Origin of the sequence: Psychrobacter pacificensis (assembly GCF_018336615.1) — a bacterium.
GTDB classification, from domain to species: Bacteria; Pseudomonadota; Gammaproteobacteria; order Pseudomonadales; family Moraxellaceae; genus Psychrobacter; species Psychrobacter pacificensis.
In genome coordinates, this window is record NZ_CP048752.1 from 2,145,306 (window position 1) to 2,166,787 (window position 21,482).

General features: G+C 44.6%; 18 protein-coding genes and 1 tRNA gene. 6 read left to right on the forward strand and 13 right to left on the reverse strand.

Annotation, left to right across the window (positions count from 1 at the left end; translation table 11 throughout):
• Nucleotides 1–31: 31 nt before the first annotated feature.
• From ispC to rimO, 6 genes are all read right to left on the reverse strand, one after another.
• Nucleotides 32–1,240 carry a 1-deoxy-D-xylulose-5-phosphate reductoisomerase gene (ispC, locus tag GYK50_RS08975; RefSeq protein ID WP_212563729.1) on the reverse strand — a complete coding sequence of 403 codons (1,209 nt, stop codon included), beginning with the start codon at nt 1,238–1,240 and terminating at the stop codon, nt 32–34.
• Between the two features lie 189 nt (nt 1,241–1,429).
• Nucleotides 1,430–2,239: a phosphatidate cytidylyltransferase gene (locus tag GYK50_RS08980; protein WP_071003455.1), complete on the reverse strand. Its 810-nt coding sequence runs from the start codon at nt 2,237–2,239 to the stop codon at nt 1,430–1,432.
• A gap of 176 nt (nt 2,240–2,415) precedes the next feature.
• The gene (gene uppS, locus GYK50_RS08985) at nt 2,416–3,174 is read right to left on the reverse strand and encodes a polyprenyl diphosphate synthase (RefSeq protein WP_071003453.1); all 759 of its coding nucleotides are present in this window, start codon (nt 3,172–3,174) and stop codon (nt 2,416–2,418) included.
• A 273-nt stretch (nt 3,175–3,447) separates the two neighbouring features.
• On the reverse strand, nt 3,448–4,002 hold the full coding sequence (frr, locus tag GYK50_RS08990) for a ribosome recycling factor (protein WP_075106244.1): 555 nt from the start codon (nt 4,000–4,002) through the stop codon (nt 3,448–3,450).
• A 111-nt stretch (nt 4,003–4,113) separates the two neighbouring features.
• Nucleotides 4,114–4,839, reverse strand: coding sequence for a UMP kinase (gene pyrH / locus GYK50_RS08995; RefSeq protein WP_071003450.1), 726 nt, complete (start codon nt 4,837–4,839; stop codon nt 4,114–4,116).
• Between the two features lie 172 nt (nt 4,840–5,011).
• Nucleotides 5,012–6,607, reverse strand: coding sequence for a 30S ribosomal protein S12 methylthiotransferase RimO (rimO, locus tag GYK50_RS09000; RefSeq protein ID WP_212563730.1), 1,596 nt, complete (start codon nt 6,605–6,607; stop codon nt 5,012–5,014).
• Between the two features lie 135 nt (nt 6,608–6,742).
• On the opposite strand from rimO, the gene GYK50_RS09005 reads away from it, so the two are divergent.
• From GYK50_RS09005 to GYK50_RS09015, 3 genes are all read left to right on the forward strand, one after another.
• A complete protein-coding gene (locus GYK50_RS09005) occupies nt 6,743–8,113 on the forward strand; it encodes a two-component system sensor histidine kinase NtrB (RefSeq protein ID WP_212563731.1) in 1,371 nt (456 codons plus the stop codon).
• Between the two features lie 82 nt (nt 8,114–8,195).
• Entirely contained in the window at nt 8,196–9,956 is a 1,761-nt protein-coding gene (locus tag GYK50_RS09010) for a sigma 54-interacting transcriptional regulator (RefSeq protein ID WP_212563732.1), read from the forward strand.
• A gap of 219 nt (nt 9,957–10,175) precedes the next feature.
• Nucleotides 10,176–10,260 (forward strand) — tRNA-Leu (locus GYK50_RS09015).
• Nucleotides 10,261–10,351: 91 nt separating this feature from the next.
• Here the strand turns inward: GYK50_RS09015 and GYK50_RS09020 are convergent.
• Nucleotides 10,352–11,374 (reverse strand): serine/threonine-protein kinase, encoded by a 1,023-nt coding sequence (locus tag GYK50_RS09020; RefSeq protein ID WP_228724611.1) that lies wholly within the window; start codon nt 11,372–11,374, stop codon nt 10,352–10,354.
• Nucleotides 11,375–11,455: 81 nt separating this feature from the next.
• Here GYK50_RS09020 and GYK50_RS09025 point away from each other — a divergent pair, with 81 nt between their 5' ends.
• Nucleotides 11,456–12,400, forward strand: coding sequence for an ATP-binding protein (locus GYK50_RS09025; RefSeq protein WP_058025551.1), 945 nt, complete (start codon nt 11,456–11,458; stop codon nt 12,398–12,400).
• 59 nt (nt 12,401–12,459) lie between these two features.
• On the opposite strand, the gene GYK50_RS09030 is transcribed toward GYK50_RS09025, so the two are convergent.
• The 6 genes from GYK50_RS09030 to gyrA all read right to left on the reverse strand — a co-directional run bounded on the left by GYK50_RS09030 (nt 12,460) and on the right by gyrA (nt 19,693).
• On the reverse strand, nt 12,460–13,599 hold the full coding sequence (locus tag GYK50_RS09030; RefSeq protein WP_212563733.1) for a ribonuclease Z: 1,140 nt from the start codon (nt 13,597–13,599) through the stop codon (nt 12,460–12,462).
• Between the two features lie 32 nt (nt 13,600–13,631).
• On the reverse strand, nt 13,632–13,904 hold the full coding sequence (locus GYK50_RS09035; protein WP_075106295.1) for a hypothetical protein: 273 nt from the start codon (nt 13,902–13,904) through the stop codon (nt 13,632–13,634).
• A gap of 101 nt (nt 13,905–14,005) precedes the next feature.
• Entirely contained in the window at nt 14,006–14,674 is a 669-nt protein-coding gene (locus GYK50_RS09040) for a glutathione S-transferase (RefSeq protein ID WP_212563734.1), read from the reverse strand.
• Nucleotides 14,675–14,875: 201 nt separating this feature from the next.
• Nucleotides 14,876–15,502: a hypothetical protein gene (locus GYK50_RS09045; RefSeq protein WP_212563735.1), complete on the reverse strand. Its 627-nt coding sequence runs from the start codon at nt 15,500–15,502 to the stop codon at nt 14,876–14,878.
• A gap of 237 nt (nt 15,503–15,739) precedes the next feature.
• Nucleotides 15,740–16,810 (reverse strand): EamA family transporter RarD, encoded by a 1,071-nt coding sequence (rarD, locus tag GYK50_RS09050; RefSeq protein ID WP_212563736.1) that lies wholly within the window; start codon nt 16,808–16,810, stop codon nt 15,740–15,742.
• A gap of 141 nt (nt 16,811–16,951) precedes the next feature.
• Nucleotides 16,952–19,693 (reverse strand): DNA gyrase subunit A, encoded by a 2,742-nt coding sequence (gene gyrA, locus GYK50_RS09055; protein ID WP_212563737.1) that lies wholly within the window; start codon nt 19,691–19,693, stop codon nt 16,952–16,954.
• Nucleotides 19,694–20,265: 572 nt separating this feature from the next.
• On the opposite strand from gyrA, the gene GYK50_RS09060 reads away from it, so the two are divergent.
• Nucleotides 20,266–20,547 carry a hypothetical protein gene (locus tag GYK50_RS09060; protein WP_058025545.1) on the forward strand — a complete coding sequence of 94 codons (282 nt, stop codon included), beginning with the start codon at nt 20,266–20,268 and terminating at the stop codon, nt 20,545–20,547.
• A 56-nt stretch (nt 20,548–20,603) separates the two neighbouring features.
• Complete coding sequence (locus tag GYK50_RS09065) at nt 20,604–21,455, forward strand: methyltransferase domain-containing protein (protein WP_071003429.1); 852 nt, start codon at nt 20,604–20,606, stop codon at nt 21,453–21,455.
• Nucleotides 21,456–21,482 lie beyond the last annotated feature (27 nt).

Consider the following 21,482-nt stretch of genomic DNA (forward strand, 5'->3'; position numbering starts at 1 on the left):
AGAGGCTATTCATGGCTAATGATTGCTACGATTATGCCAATTTTGCCACAAGCTTATCAGTAAGGTGACGCGCTATCTTGTCAATGGCCAATATATCTTCTATGTCAGCCGTTTCGTTTAATGGTGGCAGCTGTATATCGTTTAAGGCACGCTCATTGATATCAGCAATGTCAGTTAAACGAATTTGTCCATCCAAAAAAGCCGCCACTGCAATTTCATTGGCTGCATTTAGTACAATAGTCGCCTGCGTACCTGCTTGCATTGCTTGACGAGCAAGGCGTAGACAGGCAAATTTTTGCAGATCAGGCTCAATGAGCTCCAAACCACTAAGTGCATATAAATCTAATGGCTGTGAGCCACTATCAATACGGCTCGGGTAACTGAGCGCATGGGCAATTGGGGTTTTCATATCTGGACTGCCAAGCTGTGCCAAAAAGCTACCATCGCTATATTCTACCATTGAGTGAATGATACTTTGTGGATGAATGACCACATTTATCTTATTTTCAGGCAGATCAAACAAATGACAAGCCTCGATCAACTCAAGCCCTTTATTCATCATTGTGGCTGAGTCGACAGATATCTTCTGGCCCATTGACCAGTTAGGGTGCTTGACTGCCTCTGCGACAGTTGCTTGCTGCATCTGCTCAAAAGACTGCTGCAAAAATGGGCCACCTGAAGCCGTCAACCACAGTTTGCGTACACCATGATTTGGCTGATGAATTTGGGTGTTGTCTTGCTGAATAGCGAGTGGTAAGCACTGAAAAATAGCATTGTGCTCAGAGTCGAGGGGTAACAACGTAGCATTATGTGTTTTGACCGCATTGATCATGACCTGCCCTGCCATCACCAGCGCTTCTTTATTGGCGAGCAAAATACGCTTACCTGCGCGTGCTGCGGCTAAGGTAGAAGGCAGTCCTGCTGCGCCTACGATGGCAGCAACGACCGTATCAGTTTGTGAATCAGTGGCTATATCTACTAGACCTTCCTCGCCCCCTACTACATCACTATCAACCCCTGCTGCTTTAAGCTTTTTGGCAAAATCATCCACAGCGGCTGTTGGCACGCTGACACGCTTAGGCAAAAACTGCTGACAAAGCGCAAACAGCTTATCTAAACGGTGGTAGCCTGACAATGCGTAAACTTCATAATGTTGCGGTTGCGCCGCTAATATTGCTAACGTGCTATCGCCAATCGAGCCTGTCGCGCCTAGTACGGCGATGCGTTGCGTCATAACCATTAATGCCTATGATATTTAATATTTAGAGAAGGAGAAAAGAATAAATGAGGTTTAAAAAATATAAAGGATAATAAGACTATGTAGTAACAAATAAGACCGTTGTAAAAGACTAATCAAAACGGTCACTTCGCTTACTTATCACATCATAAAATCAGCTAAGTGACTTTGTTTTATACCACAATCAAAGTCTTATACCACAATCAAACCTAGCTGCTGTATCGCCCAAAAGCCAAGTGCAAATATCGGAGTTGCAGATAGCAATGAATCAATACGATCAAGTACACCACCATGTCCTGGTAAGATGGTACCAGAGTCTTTGACATCAGCGCGGCGCTTGAGCATTGATTCAAAAAGATCACCAAGCACAGAAGCCAGAATCGTTAGCGCCGATAGTGCCACAAAGGCGACTAGCGATGCGCCCGTCAGTTGTAGCTTAAACACACTGATCGCAACGACTACCAGTAGACCTGTAATCAAACCACCGGCCAATCCTTCCATACTCTTATTGGGTGAGACATTGGGTGCCATTTTTCGACGGCCAAGCTTACGACCAACAAAATAAGCACCGCTATCAGCACACCAGACCAATAAAAACACATAAAGTAGCCACCATGCTGATAGCTGCCAGAGGTAAAAAATCGCAGTAATAGAGGCTGTCAAAATAACCACACCCAACAACGCTAGATGTTTTCCGTACCATTTTGTCTGTGTTGGGAATGCACGTACCCAAGACAATGCCATCAGCCATATGACAAGCGAGGCCGTCCACCAGAATAACCAAGTCACCTTCAACATAAGCGATACGACAGTTATCACTAAAACTAATAGCACAAAGACAATAGGTTGACGCCACTTCGGCATCAACTTCGCCCACTCATGAGCTGCGATAATGACGCCAACGGCTAAAAGCGGTGCGAATAAAATAGGGGTTTGGCTCGCAAACATTGCAATACCAACGATAATAACGAGAACTATTGCCGTTCTAATTCGTTGCCACATACTTATCGAGCCTTATAATAATGAAGAAGGTACAGTCAAAAAAAATGCATTATAACAGTTGATAGACCTGTGCCCATTAATAGCATTGACCCTCATTAAAACGGTTTATCATCTCGTAAGCAAGCGGTATTAGCGACCTAGAGAATACTGTCTGAATTTTTATGGCTACTATTGCATCAGCGACTATGCTGCTCTATCCCTACCTGCTCGCTGGTTTTACCAAAACGGCGTTGACGCTGTGCAAACTCAGCCATCATCGAAGCCAGCTCTTCTGGAACAAAATCTGGCCATAAAGTTGGCGTGAAAAACAACTCTGCATAGGCCGCTTGCCATAATAAAAAATTCGATATTCGATAATCACCACCGGTACGAACCAGCATGTCTACTGCTGGAGCGTCTGCCAGTTGTACTTGCTCACCGAGCATTTCTGCACTAATATCTTCAGCCCTCAACTCACCTGCCTGCACTTGTTGTGCCAGCTGTTTTGCTGCATGAGCAATATCCCATTGTCCACCGTAGCTAATCGCAATGACTAATGTCATGGCATCAAAGCTTGCAGTTTCTGCTTCGGCATCCGCCATTAACGCTTGTAATTCTTCACTAAGCTGACTGCGATCACCGATAAAACGTAAGCGAATACAGTATTTTTTCATACGCGGCATTTGCTCATCAATGGTCGATGCCAACAACTGCATTAATAGTGCAACTTCACTAGGTGGTCGCTGCCAATTTTCGCTAGAGAAAGCAAAAACAGTCAGTACTTCAATACCGGTCTCGACACAATATTCTACGATAGGGTCTAAAGCAGTTTTACCAGCTATGTGACCTTGACCTTTACCCAGGTTATTGGCTTTGCCATATCTGTTATTACCATCCATGATAATAGCGATATGACGAGGAAGAATGTTAGGAGCCGTAACGGCTGAAGTGGACATAGGCAAACTTGCTTATTGTTAAGGTAAAATAATAATAACGTGTGCAGTGACGATTAAAAGCGCCATGTAAATAATTCACAAATTTATCATAATTTAGCGATGAAAATTTTTATAGCTTACAATATATTTGAGAAATATCAGTAAACTGCACTCACATTAATAAATCATATTATCCATGTCATAATAAACAGCCAATAACTACAAGGTATTGGCTGCTAAATTACAGATAATCTACCGAATTGATTCTTGCTATAAATACCAAATGGATCAGTATTAAACTTCCATCAAATCGCTTTCTTTTTTGCTGAGGCGGCTATCGATAGTTTCAATGTACTTGTCAGTGATTTTTTGAATGTCATCGTTAGCACGGCGCTCATCATCTTCTGAGATTTCTTTCTCTTTTGCTAGATCTTTGATGTCATTCATCATATCACGGCGAATATTACGGATAGACACACGGCTGCTCTCTGCTTCTCCGCGAGCAAGTTTTTGCATATCGCGTCGGGTGTCTTCGGTCAACGCTGGCATGGGCACACGAATCACATCCGCTGTCATTGGGTTTAGGCCCAAATCTGCTTCGCGAATGGCTTTGTCTACTGCTTGTACCATCGTACGGTCAAACGGTTGAACCAATAACGTACGTGAGTCTTCAACGTTGACGCTGGCGACTTGGTTTAGGGGGGTTGGTGCACCGTAGTAGCTGACCATCACGCCTGACAACATACCTGGGTGTGCACGTCCAGTGCGAACTTTACTGAAAGTGCTCTCAAGCGCTTCCAACGTTTTTTGCATGCGTGCTTCGCCGTCTTGCTTAATCTCTTTAATCATTGTGTGTCCTTATTTATCGCTATCGACAAATTTTTTATTTGCTATTGGGATATTTGTTATTAGCTACTCTCTGAAGTGACCGATCAACGCTACATCAATTCAGGGAATTAATTAATGAAAAACGCGTGTGCCTTCGTTTTCACCCATGATGACATTTAGCAATGCATTAGGTTTGGTCATATCAAACACTTGTAGCGGTACGTTATGCTCGCGGCATAGCGCGATAGCCGTCAAATCCATCACGCCAAGTTTCTGCTCTAACACTTCATCAAAGGTGAGCCCGTCGTATTTTTTGGCATCAGTATGGAGGCTTGGGTCTTTGTCATAAACGCCATCAACCTTAGTCGCTTTCAAAATCAAGCCGGCTTCAATCTCGATACCACGCAAACAAGCAGCCGTATCAGTGGTGAAGAATGGGTTGCCTGTTCCAGCAACAAAGATACACACTTCACCATTTTTGAGATAGCGAATCGCATTACGACTGCTATAGCTTTCGGTGACCTCACCAATTGGCAATGCAGACATCAAACGCGTTTTGATATTACGACGCTCAAGCGCATCACGCATCGCCAGACCATTCATGACAGTGGCTAGCATACCCATCTGATCACCCGTCACACGGCCAACCAAACCTTCTTTTTGTAATTGTGCGCCGCGATATAAGTTGCCACCGCCAACCACGATACCAACCTGAACACCTAGTCCACGCAAATGAGCGATAGACAAGCTCATTTTATCGAGCACTTCGGTATCAATACCCATGTCTTTGCTACCAGCCAAGGCTTCACCAGAGAGTTTTAGCAAGATACGGGCGTAACGCGGGTTTTTGTCAGACATGAGGTCACCTTATTATCATGAAATTATAAAGAAAATTATGGGTAAAACACAAATCAAGTTTGCCCGTAACGCTGCACTTAAGGACAAGCGTATTAAACAGGCTAAATTGCGCTAATTGTAGCAAAAACTGCCCGCCATTGGGCAATTTTCACTCGTATATCTTGTCGAACACTTAACCTTGATAACTGGCAAATAGATCATATTCGCTGGCATCATCAATCGTCACGGTCAGGAACTGCCCAACTTTGACTTGAGCAGTAATATCATCAACATAGACATGCCCATCAATTTCAGGCGCATCAGCATAACTGCGGCAAATAGCGATATTCTCATCACTATCAATCTCATCAACCAATACCATTAAGGTTTTGCCGACTTTTTCTTGTAGTTTTTGCGCTGAGATCTCTTGTTGCAGCGCCATCAAACGCTCGTAGCGAGATTGCTTGACGTCTTCAGGCACATGGTTTGGCAAATCATTGGCGACAGCACCTTCTACTTCTGAATACGTAAATGCACCCACGCGGTCAAGTCGCGCTTCTACTAGCCAATCAAGCAAGCACTGAAAATCTTCTTCAGTCTCACCCGGGAAGCCAACCACAAAGGTTGAACGAATCACGATATCAGGGCAGATATCACGCCATGCTTTGATACGAGCCAAGGTGTTTTCGCTGTGTGCAGGACGTTTCATTGCTTTTAGAATACGATGACTGGCATGCTGAAACGGAATATCGAGATAAGGCAGCAGTTTCTTTTCGCCCATTAGCTCAACGACTTTGTCTACATGTGGGTATGGATAAACATAATGCAGACGCACCCAAATGCCTAGATCATTCAAGGCTTGGCATAAATCATAAAACTTAGACTTGAGCGGCATGCCATTCCAAAAGCTGGTCTTATATTTGAGGTCCAGCCCATACGCTGAGGTGTCTTGCGAGATGATAAGCAACTCTTTCACGCCCGCTTTTTTGAGCGCCATGGCTTCGTTCATGACATTATCGATCGGGCGCGACACGAGATCACCGCGCAAACTTGGGATAATACAGAACGTACAGCGGTGGTTACAGCCTTCTGAGATTTTTAGATACGCATAATGACTGGGCGTCAGTTTGACCCCCGCTTCATTGATCAAGTCTATTTTTGGGTCGTAATTGGCATCCAAGCTGCGATTTGGCTTTGGCACGTGTTGTGCAACGGCTGTAATCACTTCATCATAGGCATGCGCGCCTGTCACTGCGAGTACAGCGGGATGCATTTCACGGATTTTGTCCGCCTCTTTGCCCAGGCAACCGGTGACAATTACTTTACCGTTTTTGCTAATGGCCTCGCCGATCGCATCAAGTGACTCTTGCACCGCTGACTCAATAAAGCCGCAGGTGTTGACCACGACCAAATCTGCACCGTCATAGTCGCTTGCAACTTGATAGCCATCACGGCTAAGCTCAGTGATGATACGCTCACTATCGACCAAGGCCTTGGGGCAACCTAGTGACACAAACCCAATCTTTGGCGCTGCACTCACTGGCATCGTGGCAGTTGCATTAGCCGTCGAGGCTGAAGTAGCGTGGCTGCTTTGAGTAATGCTGCGGTTTTGATTGTGGTTGGCTTTATGATGATAAGGCTGGTCAGTATGTGTTTGACTGACATCTGTCTGACTCTGCTCTTGCGGTATTGATGGCTTTGCAGGATTAAAGATAGTGGCAGTGTCTTTTACGGCTGACGTAGGGGCTGTCGTTGTCGTGTTCACTGACTCGGTAGAAGTTTTGGACATGGCTGACCTTGCTAGAGATAAATTGGCTGAGCGCATTGTACGTTTTTTTTGCAAAAATCACCAGTTTTGCCTCTCTATAGTCTTGATTTATGGTTAAATATTGATTCAAACATCCTATTTTTCTGGGCAATATCCATGACTGCTGATTTTATCACCACCAAAACCACCCCTGATTTAGCATTCGTATCACAGCATCTATTCACCGCTATTTTGTGGGTCAATGATCAGTTATCGATAACCCGTTTAAATGCTCAAGCGGAGCAATTACTGGCTATTAGTAGTGGGAGGTTAATTAACCAGTCTATCTTGACGCTATTGGCACCCGATGAATTAAAACTAAAAGAAAATGCTTCTATCGACAATGTCAGTGATGATAATGAAAACAAACCTCTGGATGAACCCCTCTATTCTTTGACAGAGCGGTTCAATCAAGCACAAAACTACCAACAGCCTTTCATTGACCATGATCACGTCATCCAGACGCCTTTGAATGGCAACCTACTACTTTCGGTCGATTATAGCGTGACGCCTGTTATCTACGAGCAGCAGTCGTATTTTATTATCGAGATGTGGGGCAAAGACCGCCAAAGTCGCATCTCAGAGGAGCAGCGCCAGCAGCAGCAATATGCGGTTGCTCGTCACATGCTACGGTCGGTCGCGCATGAAATCAAAAACCCACTTGCGGGCATTCGGGGTGCAGCGCAGTTATTACAGCGACAGTTTATTAAATTCAGTGATGCGAATACGACGGCGGCTAACAGTCACTCTAACGCGCTCAGTATCTCACAGGACACTAGCGCTGGCACAAACGATGATTTGCAAAAAATGAATCAAAAGCTGCGTAACTATACCGATATTATCATCTCAGAAACTGACCGTTTGACACATCTGATTGCTCAACTGCTTGGCTCAAATCAGCTGCCAAACTGGCAAACGCTGAATGTCCATGAACCACTAGAGCATGTTTTGACCTTGGTAGTCAGTCAATACCCACAAGTGACGATACAGAGGGATTATGATTTGTCATTGCCTGAGTTGTGTGCTGACAAAGACCAATTGATTCAGGTATTTTTAAATATTATGAATAATGCGTGTGAGTCTATGACTGAGTTTGAGCAAACGCTACAGCAGAACAAGCTCTCTGCGTCTAAGGAGTTACCATTAACCGATGTGCAGACCGATAGAGAGACTGCTTATCAGCCAACCTTGCACATTCAAACGCGCGTTGCCTTTCAGCATACGATTGTTGGGCAGCAGCACAAGCAAGTGCTGCAAATCACTATCACTGACAATGGTTCGGGCATTGATCCGGCACTTATCGGACAAATATTTTTTCCGATGGTGACCAGCCGTGCAGCAGGTACTGGCCTTGGCTTATCTATCGTACAAGATATTATCAGCCATCATCATGGTATGATTGATGTGAGCTCTACAGAGGAGGCGAACGGCAAGCAAACACGCTTTACACTATATCTGCCTTTTACCCAGCCCGTCACTGAATCATAGAACACATGGCGGCATAAAACTGCTAAATTGTAAGGCATCCAATCCCAAACCGACAATAACAATTGCTCATTAGGCCCGATACATGACCCAATACAGTGACAACCAAAACCCTAAAAGCGATGCACACTCTCCAATAGTCACCGTCAATAATGCACCCAGCGATCAGCCTGCAACGCTCTGGTTAATCGACGATGATGCAGCGCTGCGTATGGTATTGGCCGATACGTTTGAAGATGCTGGATTGACCGTTATCAGTTTTACCCAAGCGCAGGCAGCATGGACTCGGCTCAATGATGCGCTAAAACAGCAAGAATCAGCCACACAGCTGCCAGACGTAATATTGACTGATATTCGTATGCCAATGATGGATGGATTGTCATTTAGTGACTGGGTACACCAGCACTTTCCGGACATGCCGATTGTCATTATGACAGCGCACTCAGACCTCACCTCTGCGATTAATAGCTATCAGACCGGTGCGTTTGAATACTTGCCAAAGCCCTTTGACCTAGATGATGCTGTTGCCACTATCTATAAAGCGATCAACTACCAGCCAAATATGGCGATAGCCCATTATTCGAATGAGTCTGATACCCATATCGCGACTGACGCGCTCGCTGACAGTGAGATAACACCTGAAGCACCTACCAGTACACACTCTAAACACAGCAAAAATAAAGCTGAGGTGACAACTGCCTCTAAAGCTAATAGCAATCCGAGCGGTATCATCGGTCAGTCACAAGCCATGCAAACTGTGTTTCGTGCCATTGGTAGATTGGCGCAGTCCCCCATCTCAGTCTTAATTACTGGAGAGTCAGGAACAGGTAAAGAGTTGGTTGCCAGTGCCTTGCATCAGCACTCACCGCGCAAACAGCAACCATTTATCGCACTTAATATGGCAGCCATACCACATGATTTGATTGAGTCTGAATTATTTGGTCACGAAAAAGGCGCGTTCACTGGTGCAACGACAACTCGTCAAGGACGTTTTGAGCAGGCTAATGGCGGTACGTTATTTTTGGACGAAATTGGCGACATGCCCTTTAGTACCCAAACACGTCTGTTACGCGTACTGGCCAATGGCGAGTTTTATCGCGTTGGTGGACAGCAGCCGATCCAAGTAGATGTCCGTATCATCGCCGCTACTCACCAGAACTTAGAAGAATTAGTCAAACAAAATCGTTTCCGTGAAGATTTGTTTTATCGTCTCAATGTCATTCGTCTACCGCTGCCACCACTGCGTAAACGCCCCGAAGACATTCCTGCATTAGCGACCTACTTTATGCAGTCGGCAGCTGAGCAAATGAACACAACACCGAAACATTTGCATCCTGCGGCCTTACAGATGATGCAGACCTTTGACTGGCGCGGCAATGTGCGTCAACTTGAGAATGTCTGCCTATGGCTGACAGTGATGGCCACGGGCGACACCGTGATGGCGACAGATTTGCCACCAGAGCTATTAGAAAACACGCCTCTAGACTCAGAGCTAGACCAAGAACACGACTCGTCACCACAAGCAAATGCAGAAAACCCTCAGCTGCAAAATAACGATGACTTGAATAATCACAGCCAAAATAATCAAGTCACTCACACTCCTGCCAGTCCAAATTGGCAAAAAGCTCTTGCTATCTGGGCTGAGCAGTCTCTCAATACAGGCGAAACTGATATTCTACAAACGGCCACGCCTGAGTTTGAGCGGGTCTTGCTAACAGCAGCACTCAACCATAGTGGTGGCAAAAAGATAGAAGCAGCAAGCTTACTTGGTTGGGGTCGCAATACCCTAACCCGTAAATTACAGCAGTTAGATATCTCTGCACCCAGAGTGCCGTCTAAAGAGTAAATAAAGGCTTAAAACGCAATATTAAAAAGCCATTAATATCAATTATTTATAAAATCAGGTAAAAATAAATGCAAAATAACTAAAAATAATCGCAAATAGGGGTTGACCAAAAATTCAAACTCTATATAATAGCCAACCACTGAGACGCACTACCGAATCAGTTAACTGTCTAGATAGCGTTTGAATTTAATCGCTTTTGATGATAGAGTAACGGAAAATGGGGCTGTGGCGGAATTGGTAGACGCACCAGATTTAGGTTCTGGCGCCGCAAGGTGTGAGAGTTCGAGTCTCTCCAGCCCCACCATTTTCGGATAGTACATCTTAGACCAAATATTAAAGCCTGCTTTTTAGCAGGTTTTTTTGTGTCTGTCATTTAGCATTTCTAGTTATAACCTTTATAAATTTGCTATCACCTCATCCATACTCTGATACCTTTTCTCTATTCGCTTTGCCAATGCTTTATCAACAATACTTTGATAGCGAACATACCCTAACGGTAATTTTGGAATAGGCTGCTGGCAGTGCTGAATGGCCCAATCTGTCATGGACTGATTACTTTGAGGGTCTATAATAAATGGTCGCTTCCCTACCAATATCTCAACCATCATGATACCGAAGGCATAGATGTCACTTTGTCTCGTTGCTCTTTGTCCTTGCCAACGCTCAGGTGCCAAATATGCTGGTGTTCCGCCAGAAAAATTTATTGCGTTTGGTCGATCATTTCTTTGGGCTAATGCAAAATCTGTCAATAGTAAGTCAGGCACTATACAATCACTATCGGCGTAACTTGTTAGATTATCACTGAGCAAAATATTACTAGGTTTAATATCATTATGAAGCCAGCCAGCGTTGTGTAGGTTGCAGACTAAATGAGCAGACTCTTTAATCAAATCATGTTTTTGCTTGTCTGTTAATGACACATGGTGATTCAACAGCTTGGCTAAGCTGCCGCTTTCATAATAAGGCATGACCAATACCGTTAACTGCTGGCTCTGTTCTAATGTGTCGACCTCTACATTGTGATAGGCCAATAGAGGTGGCGTAATAGAGCTAACTTGGATTTTCTGCGAATTATATAACGCTTGCAACACGCTTATTTCATGAGTTAAATCTGAGACACTTTGGAGTCTAACTGAAGTGGCACATAGCTCCCATTTAATTATCACGCTACCATACTCTACATGGCGTGCACGCGTTATACCTTGATAGCAGCTTTGCTTGCTGCGTTGTTTGGTAATTTGCGTTTTGCTCTCTTGGGTTTGCTCTGTGCTTCCCTCTCTGAGTTGTTGACTGATACGCTGATGCACTATTTGGGCATATTGTAACTCTGACAATACTTGGGTAATGATTGGCAATAGTTGTCCAGATTGCGCTTGCAAGGCTTGTTTAATAGGCAAATTACTGGCACTATTTTTCACAGTGTTATCTCTCATCATATTATAGAGTCGCAATCGCGCACTATCGTTTTACCCAACCGCCACTTTACCGCTAGAGTCATTATGTCACAGTCTAACAATTATGCCCTGCCCGCCCCTTTATTAGCATTGCTTAGCCAGTATCTGCAAGAGCACGTCACACCAACCATTGAGATTGACCCAAGCCAGCTTGCGTATCGCTGGGTCGGTGGACGTACTGGTCACCTACAGCCTTTGTCTGTCAATTTATTTTTGAGTTTGGATGATTTGCAAGGTATTGATGTGCAAAAAGCAAAGCTGGTACAAAACACCCGCCAGTTTCTCAAAGGCTATCCTGCCAATCACGTCCTGATGACAGGGACACGTGGTGCCGGCAAATCCTCGCTGATTCGCGCATTACTACAAGCCTATCACAGTGAAGGGTTACGCATTATCGAGATTGCGCGTGATGATCTACAGGTGCTAGACAAGATTCGTGCCGCGATTAATGCGCTGCCAGCGGACTGCGCTTGTCGCTATATCGTCTACTGTGATGATTTGGCATTTAACGGTCAAGATGAGAGTTATCGGGCGCTAAAAAGCGTGCTTGATGGCGCGCTAGACTCTGAGCAAGACAAGCTACTGGTCTATGCCACCAGTAATCGCCGTCGCTTGCTACCACAAATGATGAAGGACAATCTTGATATTTATAATGGGCAGACGGATGAAGTCAATCCTTACGAGACCATTGACGAGACCGTGTCGTTATCAGATCGATTTGGCTTATCCTTGACCTTTCATCCTATGGATCAGCAGACATACTTACAGATTGTGCAGCATTATCTAAATTTAGAGCAACGGAAAATTTCAGCTCGCATTGATACTGATATTGAAATGGATGTGGACGGTGAAAATCTACCTGACAAAATCAGAATGGACGCCTTGCGCTGGGCATCTGAACGCGGTGGACGCTCAGGTCGGGTGGCTTATCAATTCAGCCGTTATTGGAGTGGCAAAACACAATTGGCTATTGAAGACCGTAAATCATAGCTGCTAAGCCATATCAGCCGCTAAGCCATATCTTTGAAACTATCTCTTTACAGTTATGCCTAATTGCTGCGTGCAGAGCCTACATACTGCACGCGACTCTCCTTTTGACTACCCGCTTGATTGTCTACCAAGTCGGTAGCCCCATTGACGCTATATTGAGCAAAATCTTCTGCCAGCCATATATTGCCTTGGTAGACACTTTGCGCATCTAAGCGAATATAGGCCATATTTGGCGTTTCGCTATCTGGATTATCAAAGCTCTGATAACGAGCGCTAAAGTGAGTCAAAATGATGTTTTTCAAGCTCATCTTTTGCGCGAATGTGCCCACTATGTGCGCGCTACTATGCATAGGATCAAAGTCAGGGTTGCGGGCTTGAATGGCCATCATGACCTCATGCGTATAAGTGGCCTCATGCACCAACAAATCCGCATCCATAACTGCTTCACTCAAACACTCTGGCGTGTCATTGTCCCCTGCTATTACTACTTTTGTCCGCTGCACATCATCATGAACATAGTCTGCCGAATGTAAGTGCTGACCATCCTCAGTGATGACATTTTTGCCTTGTTGTAGCTTGCCCCACAGCGCACTTGCTGGAACACCATCCGCTATGAGTTTACCTGTATTGAGCGTGCGACGGATAATGGTCTGCGTGATACCAAACCCATGAGATGGCACGCGGTGCGATAACGGATAAACCTCTATCATCAGCTGATGTTGATTATCCAAGTCGATTTTTACTTTACCTTTATTAACTTCTTGCGACAACAGATCCTCTATCGACACAAAGTTGAGGGTAAATGGCAGATATAGTTCAGTATGTAGGATAAAGGCATCAAGCAGCGCCGAGATGGCTTTTGGTGCAATGAGCGTCAATGGCTCACGGCGACCTGACATCGCGGCACTCGCCAGCAGCCCTGGCAGGCCATAACAGTGGTCGCCATGGACGTGGGTAATACAAATAGCCGTCAATTGACGTAAGGAGAGCTTGGTATGCAGTAATTGCTGCTGTGTGCCTTCGCCACAATCGATGAGTAGCCACGGGCGCGACTTTTTATTTTGACTGTTGCTATGCGGCTGGTTGCCTTTTGATGAACCAGACGCATGAGGATTCAAGCACTCGATTGCCAATGCCGTTACATTACGCTGCTTAGTTGGCACGCCTGCGGAGGTGCCCAAAAAGGTTAATTTCAGCATAGGTCATGTCTTTTATTTATTAGAGGCACGGGTTAGGACCGTTGGCATATCATGGTTTTTTGACCGTCAACCATTTGTCCACCATTGGCTGTACATTCATTAACCATATTAGATTCATAAGATTTCCAGCCACCATAAAAACTAGCGGCGCACAGAATCACAACCAGCAGCTTCTGTGACCAAGATTTGATAGATACTTGCTGATTATCAACCAGTTGCCTATTTTGCAAGTTATGATCTAGCGACTGCTTAGCATCTGTGTCTTTCTTTGTTTTTGCATGATGCGATGTATTCAAGTCTGTCATTATTTTATCCTAAAAAAGGCTTTGCTTATAAATAAACAAAACCTTTTATCTAATATCACCTCAAGTATTGAGAGGTGTTTAAGTGTTTATACAAGTATCTTTTAAAACTGCGGTGTTCCGCCCTTTGCCTCAGCACGCTTAAAAGCGGGGCGTTCTTGACAGCGTTTGAGCCAATTTAATAGATTGGCGTATTTAGATTGATCCATACCTGCACGCGCATTAGAGGCGGCTACCACAATATACATTTGAATATCAGCGGCACTAAACGTCTCCCCTGCAAACCAATGACTGTCTTGGAGATGCTGCTCCATCAGATTTAGGTTGTTGATAATATTATTGTTGATCATGCCATCTTCAACTTGTTTGCGAATACCTTTACTGATCGGCTTGATGAGCATAGGCGATCGTTCAACGACTTTACTAAATACCAGACGCATGACTAATTGTGGCATCGCCGTGGCTTCGGCAAAATGCAACCAAAAAGTATAATCTTCCCATGCCGCTTCATTATCATCAGTAGGCTTAAATTGATGTTCTTTATCATAGTGTCTGAGCAAATATTCAATGATAAAACCGGACTCAGCCAAAGCGCGATCGCCGACTTCAAGCACCGGCGTGTGTCCCAACGGATGCACTTTTTTTAAGCTCTCAGGTGCAAGATAGGCCTTCGTACGCTCATAGGTTGTCAGCTCATAATCCAGCTCCAACTCTTCTAGTAGCCATAAAATACGAAACGAGCGCGAATTGTTTAAATGATGCAGAGTTAACATAAACCGTCCTAGTGATATATTGTTTTAAATCAGCCATAATCTCTTAAATATGGCGCCACGTTTTGAATTAAACATGACACCACTGTTCTCGATAATAGCGTAATTTTTGCCCCTTTGACACTGCAACTTTGTAGAACTGTGACGAAAGTACGGCCTGACAAGTCAGCTCTACATATATCTAGGACACGGTCATCATCCGCATTATTCTACATGTAGTGCTTCAATCTTGCGCGTCATCTTATCGATCTTTTGCTGATATTTTTTGATTTGGCGAAAGCGGTGCGCAATTAGCACGCCTTTGATATGGCGATTTTTGAGACGGCGGCGCGGCGGATAGCCCAAACAGACAAACAAAGTCGCCCAAGAGATCGCACCATATTCAAAGATATCGTAAGCGATACCGAGACCTGCGCATATAATGGCCGCCCACTGTAGCAAGCTCATATCTTCATTATAAAGAAAGCGACCGACCACGATCATGATCATCGGGTATAAGAAGTAGCCCAACGTCACCTCAAGACCCAAACCATTGACTGGCGCCCACATAAACATCCAGATTTGCGCCCCCAAAATCGGTGTGGGTAGTATGAATAAAAACCACTCTTTGGCATTTTTTAAGGTTTTTAGATAATCAAAAATATGCTGCCACTGTTTTAGCACACCCACCAGCAGCACCAGACCAAAAAACATCGTGAGCACGCGCCACGAAGCCACTTGTGTTCCTGATAGCGGTTGCAGCAGCAAGCCAAATAGGAACAGCAATGAGTATAAAAAGTTTGCAGCCACAGCCGTGATCGCACCCTGAGAAGTTTGGTTAGTAGTCAACATCACAACAGCCTTTAGAGATTGGGGCACATCCTTTGCAATTTTAAAAAAACAAAAGCCTCAGACGATAACGTCTGAGGCCTTTGCATATAAGGTCGTCGCACAATCTAAGATAAACGCTTTTAATGTATCTTGCTACATTATGGGCGGCATGATGTCAAAGTCGGAATAGATAAGCAATGCTACTGTGCATCTAGTGCATTAATTTCTACATCCAGTAAATTTAATGTATATAAGTGCTTATTTTGCATCAAGTTGTTCGAGTTTTTGCTGTATCTTATCCATCTTTTTTTGATAGCGACGGATTTTGCGAAAGCGATGCGCTTTTAGCACACCATCAATACGCTGATTGATAAAATGACGGCGCGGCGGAAAGCCGCCGACCTGCGGCTCTCTATAGCCATGCAAGCGGTTATTACGCTGACGAACGAGATAGCCTATCACACTATCGATTATCATGACCACTAGGGCAAGTGTAATCATGCCGTACATAAAGAGCGAGCCACCTTCATCAAGACTTTGACTCAGAACGGTAATGGACAACACAAATAACAGTAGCGGCTCTATGTAGCTCAGCGCCCCAAATAGCGAGACCGGCAACTTGCTACTCGCAATCATCGTTAGCGACATTGCCAGTGCACTAAAGGCACCCAGCAATGGCAGTAGGTACCAAAACTTCATATTTTGTGCCGCCACACTAAAACCACCAGTGAAATAAAGCATGATCAATACCACTGGCGTCAGCAATGTCAAATCAAACAACAAGCCAGTAACGGGCGGTACAGCAAGTGTGCGGCGCAATAGATAATACGGCGGATAGCCCAAACATACAAATAGCGTCACCCAAGACACCGAACCATATTGAAAAATGTCGTAGCCAATACCGAGCGCTGCCAGTATTGCTGCCGCATACTGCAAGACACTCATATCCTCACGATAAAAAAACCGACCAAGCACAATCATCACAAGTGGCAATAAAAAATAGCCCAAGGTGACATCCAGTCCAAATCCATTCACAGGTGCCCACATAAACAACCAAATCTGGCCGCCCAAAATCGGAGCAGGCAATATAAATATCAGCCATTCTTTCAAGGTCTTAAGCGTCTTTATATAATCAAAGACATGCTGCCATTGCTTGGTCAAACTGAGCAAGATGACCAAACTTAACAACATCATCAGCACGCGCCATGAGGCTACCTGTGTCCCCGTTAAGGGCAGCATAAACAGTCCAAACAAAAACATCATCGAGAATAAAAAACTCGACGATACCGCTGCGACAGTTCCCTGAAAAGTTTGATTGGTCGTAAGCATAACAACAGCCTTAAAAGTAAAACCCTGTGTACATTATTAAGAAAAAGTGAATAAAAAATAAAAGCCTCCGACGACAACGTCAGAGGCTTTTTTCTAGGACAATGATCAGAAACTAGACTGAAAAGCTAACTACCAAGACTATTACTCGTCATCGTCTACTGCATCATTATCCAATGTGTAATCGTTGGCAATATCGATAGCGTCGTTGGCATCGCTCAAAGCAGTATTGTCAGTTGCGGTATCGATATCTATCTGCTCCTGACCTTCCACCTCAAACGTGCCATCTTCTTTCATCGCATCGACTAATTCATCATCACCCTCTTCGTGCTCAACACGCGCCATAGCGACCAATTTTTCATCTTTTGGCAGACGAATGAGCGTGACACCTTGGGTGTTACGACCAGAGCTCGCGACATGCTCAACTGGCGTACGTACTAGCGTTCCTTTGTCAGAGATTAAAATAATATCATCGGTAGCGTCAACCTTAGTCGCTCGCACCAATGCGCCATTACGCTCACTGGTCTTAATGGCGATGACACCACCACCGCCACGGTTTTGCGTATTAAACTCTTCGATAAGGGTACGCTTACCAAAACCGTTTTCACAAGCAATTAGGATTTCATGTACATCATCTTCGATCACGACCAATGATTTGATAAATTCATCAGTAGCCAAACGCATACCGCGGACGCCTTTCGCTGTACGGCCCATCGCACGAGCATCATTCTCATCAAAACGAATCGCTTTACCACTAGAGGCAAATAGCATCACTTCTTGATTGCCGTTGGTAATACGAGCGCTGACCAATTTGTCACCCTCTTCTAAACCCACTGCAATTAGGCCGTTTGAGCGAATGTTGGCGAACTGTTCAAGCTCAACACGTTTGACTGTGCCATTGGCGGTTGCAAAGAAGACAAAGCGGCCGCTAACTTCCTCAGACATTTGCGGAATCGGCAATATCGTCGTAACGGTTTCGTCGCTATTTAAACCAATTAGATTGACCAACGGACGACCACGAGCACCGCGGCTGGCAATCGGCACTTCAAACCCACGTAAGCTAAAGACGCGGCCACTGTCAGTGAAGCACAATACCGTAGAGTGCGTTGAGGTCACGACCAGATGATCAATCACATCATCTTCTTTCATTGCCGTTGCAGACTTACCTTTGCCGCCACGTTTTTGTGCGACGTAGTCATCAATTGGCTGAGTCTTGGCATAGCCAGTACGCGACACCGTCATCACAACGGTTTGCTCAGGAATCAGGTCTTCACGGCTGAAATCCATACGTGAATCGATGATGTCGGTGCGACGCTCATCACCAAAGTTATCACGAATCTCAATCATCTCATTAGAGATAATGCTCATAAGCTTATCAAAATCACCCAGAATAGACTCTAAATGAGTGATTTCGCGTAGTAAGTCTTGGTATTCTTCGGTCAATTTATCTTGCTCAAGACCCGTCAAACGATGTAATTGCATGTCTAAAATCGCATTGACCTGCTCAAGTGACAAGCGATAACGCTCTTCGCCTTCGATCAGACCAAACGGCGCTTTAGGATCTTCGCCTTCGATAAACTCAGGACGTACTGATTGACTGCCAGCAGCCGTGAGCATCGCAACGACACTACCTGAACCCCATGTATTATTCAACAAGCTTTCGCGTGCGAGTCCACGGTTTGCAGACGCTTTAATCGTCGCAATAATCTCATCGATGTTGGCTAATGCAACCGTTAAACCTTCTAGCAAATGACCACGAACGCGGGCTTTGTTCAATTCATAAATCGTACGGCGCGTCACCACTTCTTGACGATGACGGACAAATGCAGCGATAAGCTGACGCAAGGTCAATAGCTTTGGCTGACCATTGTCTAGCGCGACCATATTGATGCTAAAGCTAGACTCAAGCGGCGTCTGCAAGAACAAGTTATTGACAATAACTTCGGCAGTCTCGCCGCGACGCAAGTCAATAGCGATACGCATACCGTCTTTGTCAGACTCATCACGAATCTCACTGATGCCCTCGATTTTTTTATCACGAACAAGCTCTGCGATACGCTCAATCAATTTGGCTTTATTCGCCTGATAAGGGATTTCGGTAAATACGATGCGCTCACGATCGCGGTTGACGCCAGTATTGCTCATCGGCTCAATATGATAACGACCACGAATATGCAAACGGCCTTTACCCGTGCGGTAAGCATCTAAGATACCTGCACGGCCATAGATAATACCGCCTGTAGGGAAATCAGGACCTGAAATATGTGACATCAGCTCTTCGGCTGAAACTTGTGGGTTTTCGGCATACGCCAAACAAGCATTGATCACTTCGGTCAAGTTATGCGGTGCCATATTGGTCGCCATACCAACAGCAATACCTGTCGCGCCATTGACCAATAGGTTAGGGATACGCGCTGGCATCACGCTTGGCATGCGCTCAGAGCCGTCGTAGTTGTCTTCCCAATCGACCGTATCTTTGTCCAAATCTGCCAGCATCTGATGAGTCAGCTTGGTCATACGTACTTCGGTATAACGCATCGCTGCCGGAGGATCATCATCGATCGAACCAAAGTTACCTTGACCATCAACCATTGGGTAGCGCAAGCTAAAATCCTGCGCCATACGGACGATGGCATCATAGACAGCACTATCGCCATGTGGATGGTACTTACCGATCACATCACCAACCACACGGGCAGACTTTTTGTACGGCTTATTATAGTCGTTTGATAACACGTGCATGGCATACATCACACGGCGGTGTACAGGTTTGAACCCATCACGCACATCAGGCAGCGCACGCGAGACGATCACGCTCATCGCATAATCCAGATAGGATTGCTTTAGTTCATCTACGATGCCAATAGGACTGACCGATTCGCTCATATACACTCCTTCACTCACATTTTTTTCTAACGTTGACACATCGCTTATGGCACCCACAGATCATATAAAAATACTGCCACATAAATGGGCAGTCATGATCAAAATACATACCATAAAAAAACACTGCTACACATGCAAAACAATAGGAAAATAGTGATACGGTTTTTGTTAAAAACAATGTTTAATAAAAGAAGCTATTTTAGCACAAATTTGCTGATTTAGGGGGTTCTGACCACCATTAAAATCAAGCTAGGCGGTTCATTTGCAGTGATATTTTGAATTACCCATACACTCTAAAATAATTCTAATGACAGGTTTTTTTTGATTGGCTGATTTTGCCATTTTTACAGACGAACTTACAACCTGCTGAGCAAAGAGATACTCCGTCCATCTTAGCTGAACAGAGCCTACCAATTGTTCTAACATGAGCTAATGGGTTTCATAAGTATATGATGATTTAAATTAGGTCAATGAGGCTATTTTTTTAGTGACGCTGGACAAAAAAATCCTAAGCGTTACACTAACTCATCTTTTATAGAACTCGAATAACGACCTAACAGGCTACTTTTATTATGGATATCATTCTTGCGATTGTTTGGATTTTAGCAATGGTGCTATATAGCTTTTCGAGCGATTATGTTGCTAGTTTTCCTAACCATAACAATCGCGCTGTACCCTATGTCCGTTGGGGAGCACTTTTAGTCGCCATGGCTTTGTCAGCATATTTAGCAAAAGCCTATCAAGAAAACCTACAAGGCAACGGTATGTGGGTATTTGTTATCGTCGTATTTGTCATTATTGTTTTAGCCAAGATCGTCTTTAAATGGGTCATTAATAGACGTTTGAAACGCTAAGCTATACTGAATATTTTTGTTGCTCTCAACCTCTCCGCTATTGATCTGAACGCCTTATGACCACTGAACATCAAAACAACCAACTTGGCCTAAACCAAGCCACCGCACCAGAAGACACACGAGCAGATCGTAGCTTCGATACCATTGCCGATCATTTTGAAAAAAAGGTCTATGGCGGTTTAAAAGGTGAAATCCGATTGGCGGTATTACGCCGTGATATTGTTGAATATAGTACACAAATGAGTGAAGCGCTTGGACGACCGCTGCGTATCTTAGATGTGGGTGCAGGGCTTGCACAAATTGCCATAGAGCTTGCTACTCAAGGTCATAGCGTCGTCATCAACGATATCTCAGCAAATATGCTTGAGAAGGCAAAAGCAAACGCTGAACAAATCGATCAAGCGCTGGATATCACATGGTACGTCTGTCCATACCAAACACTTGAAGAAACGCTAGGTAAAGAAGAAAACGATAAGTTTGATTTGATCCTATCGCACGCGCTACTTGAATGGTTGGCAGAGCCTGCTGCCGTCATGGACTTCTTTGATCAATATCTAACCGATGATGGCGCGCTATCTTTGTGCTTTTATAACCCTGCAAGCTTTGATTATCGCAACCTCATCATGGGAAATTTTAATTTACTCGATAATACGGACTATAAGGCGGACAATAAGAAAAGCCTCACACCCAATCATCCCGTTGCTAAAGAAGAAGTGGAGTCTTGGTTGAAGGCGCATGACTATCAGACGGTACGTAGCAGTGGTCTACGGGTATTTCATGACTATGCACCGCTCAAGCGTGGCGGGCATAACGATCCAGAGGCGGTGATAAGGATGGAGCTGCGCTACTCACAATTAGAGCCATACAAATGGCTTGGACGGTATTTGCATATTCTGGCTAAACGGTAAACTTAGACAACCGCTCAAAAGCTGTGA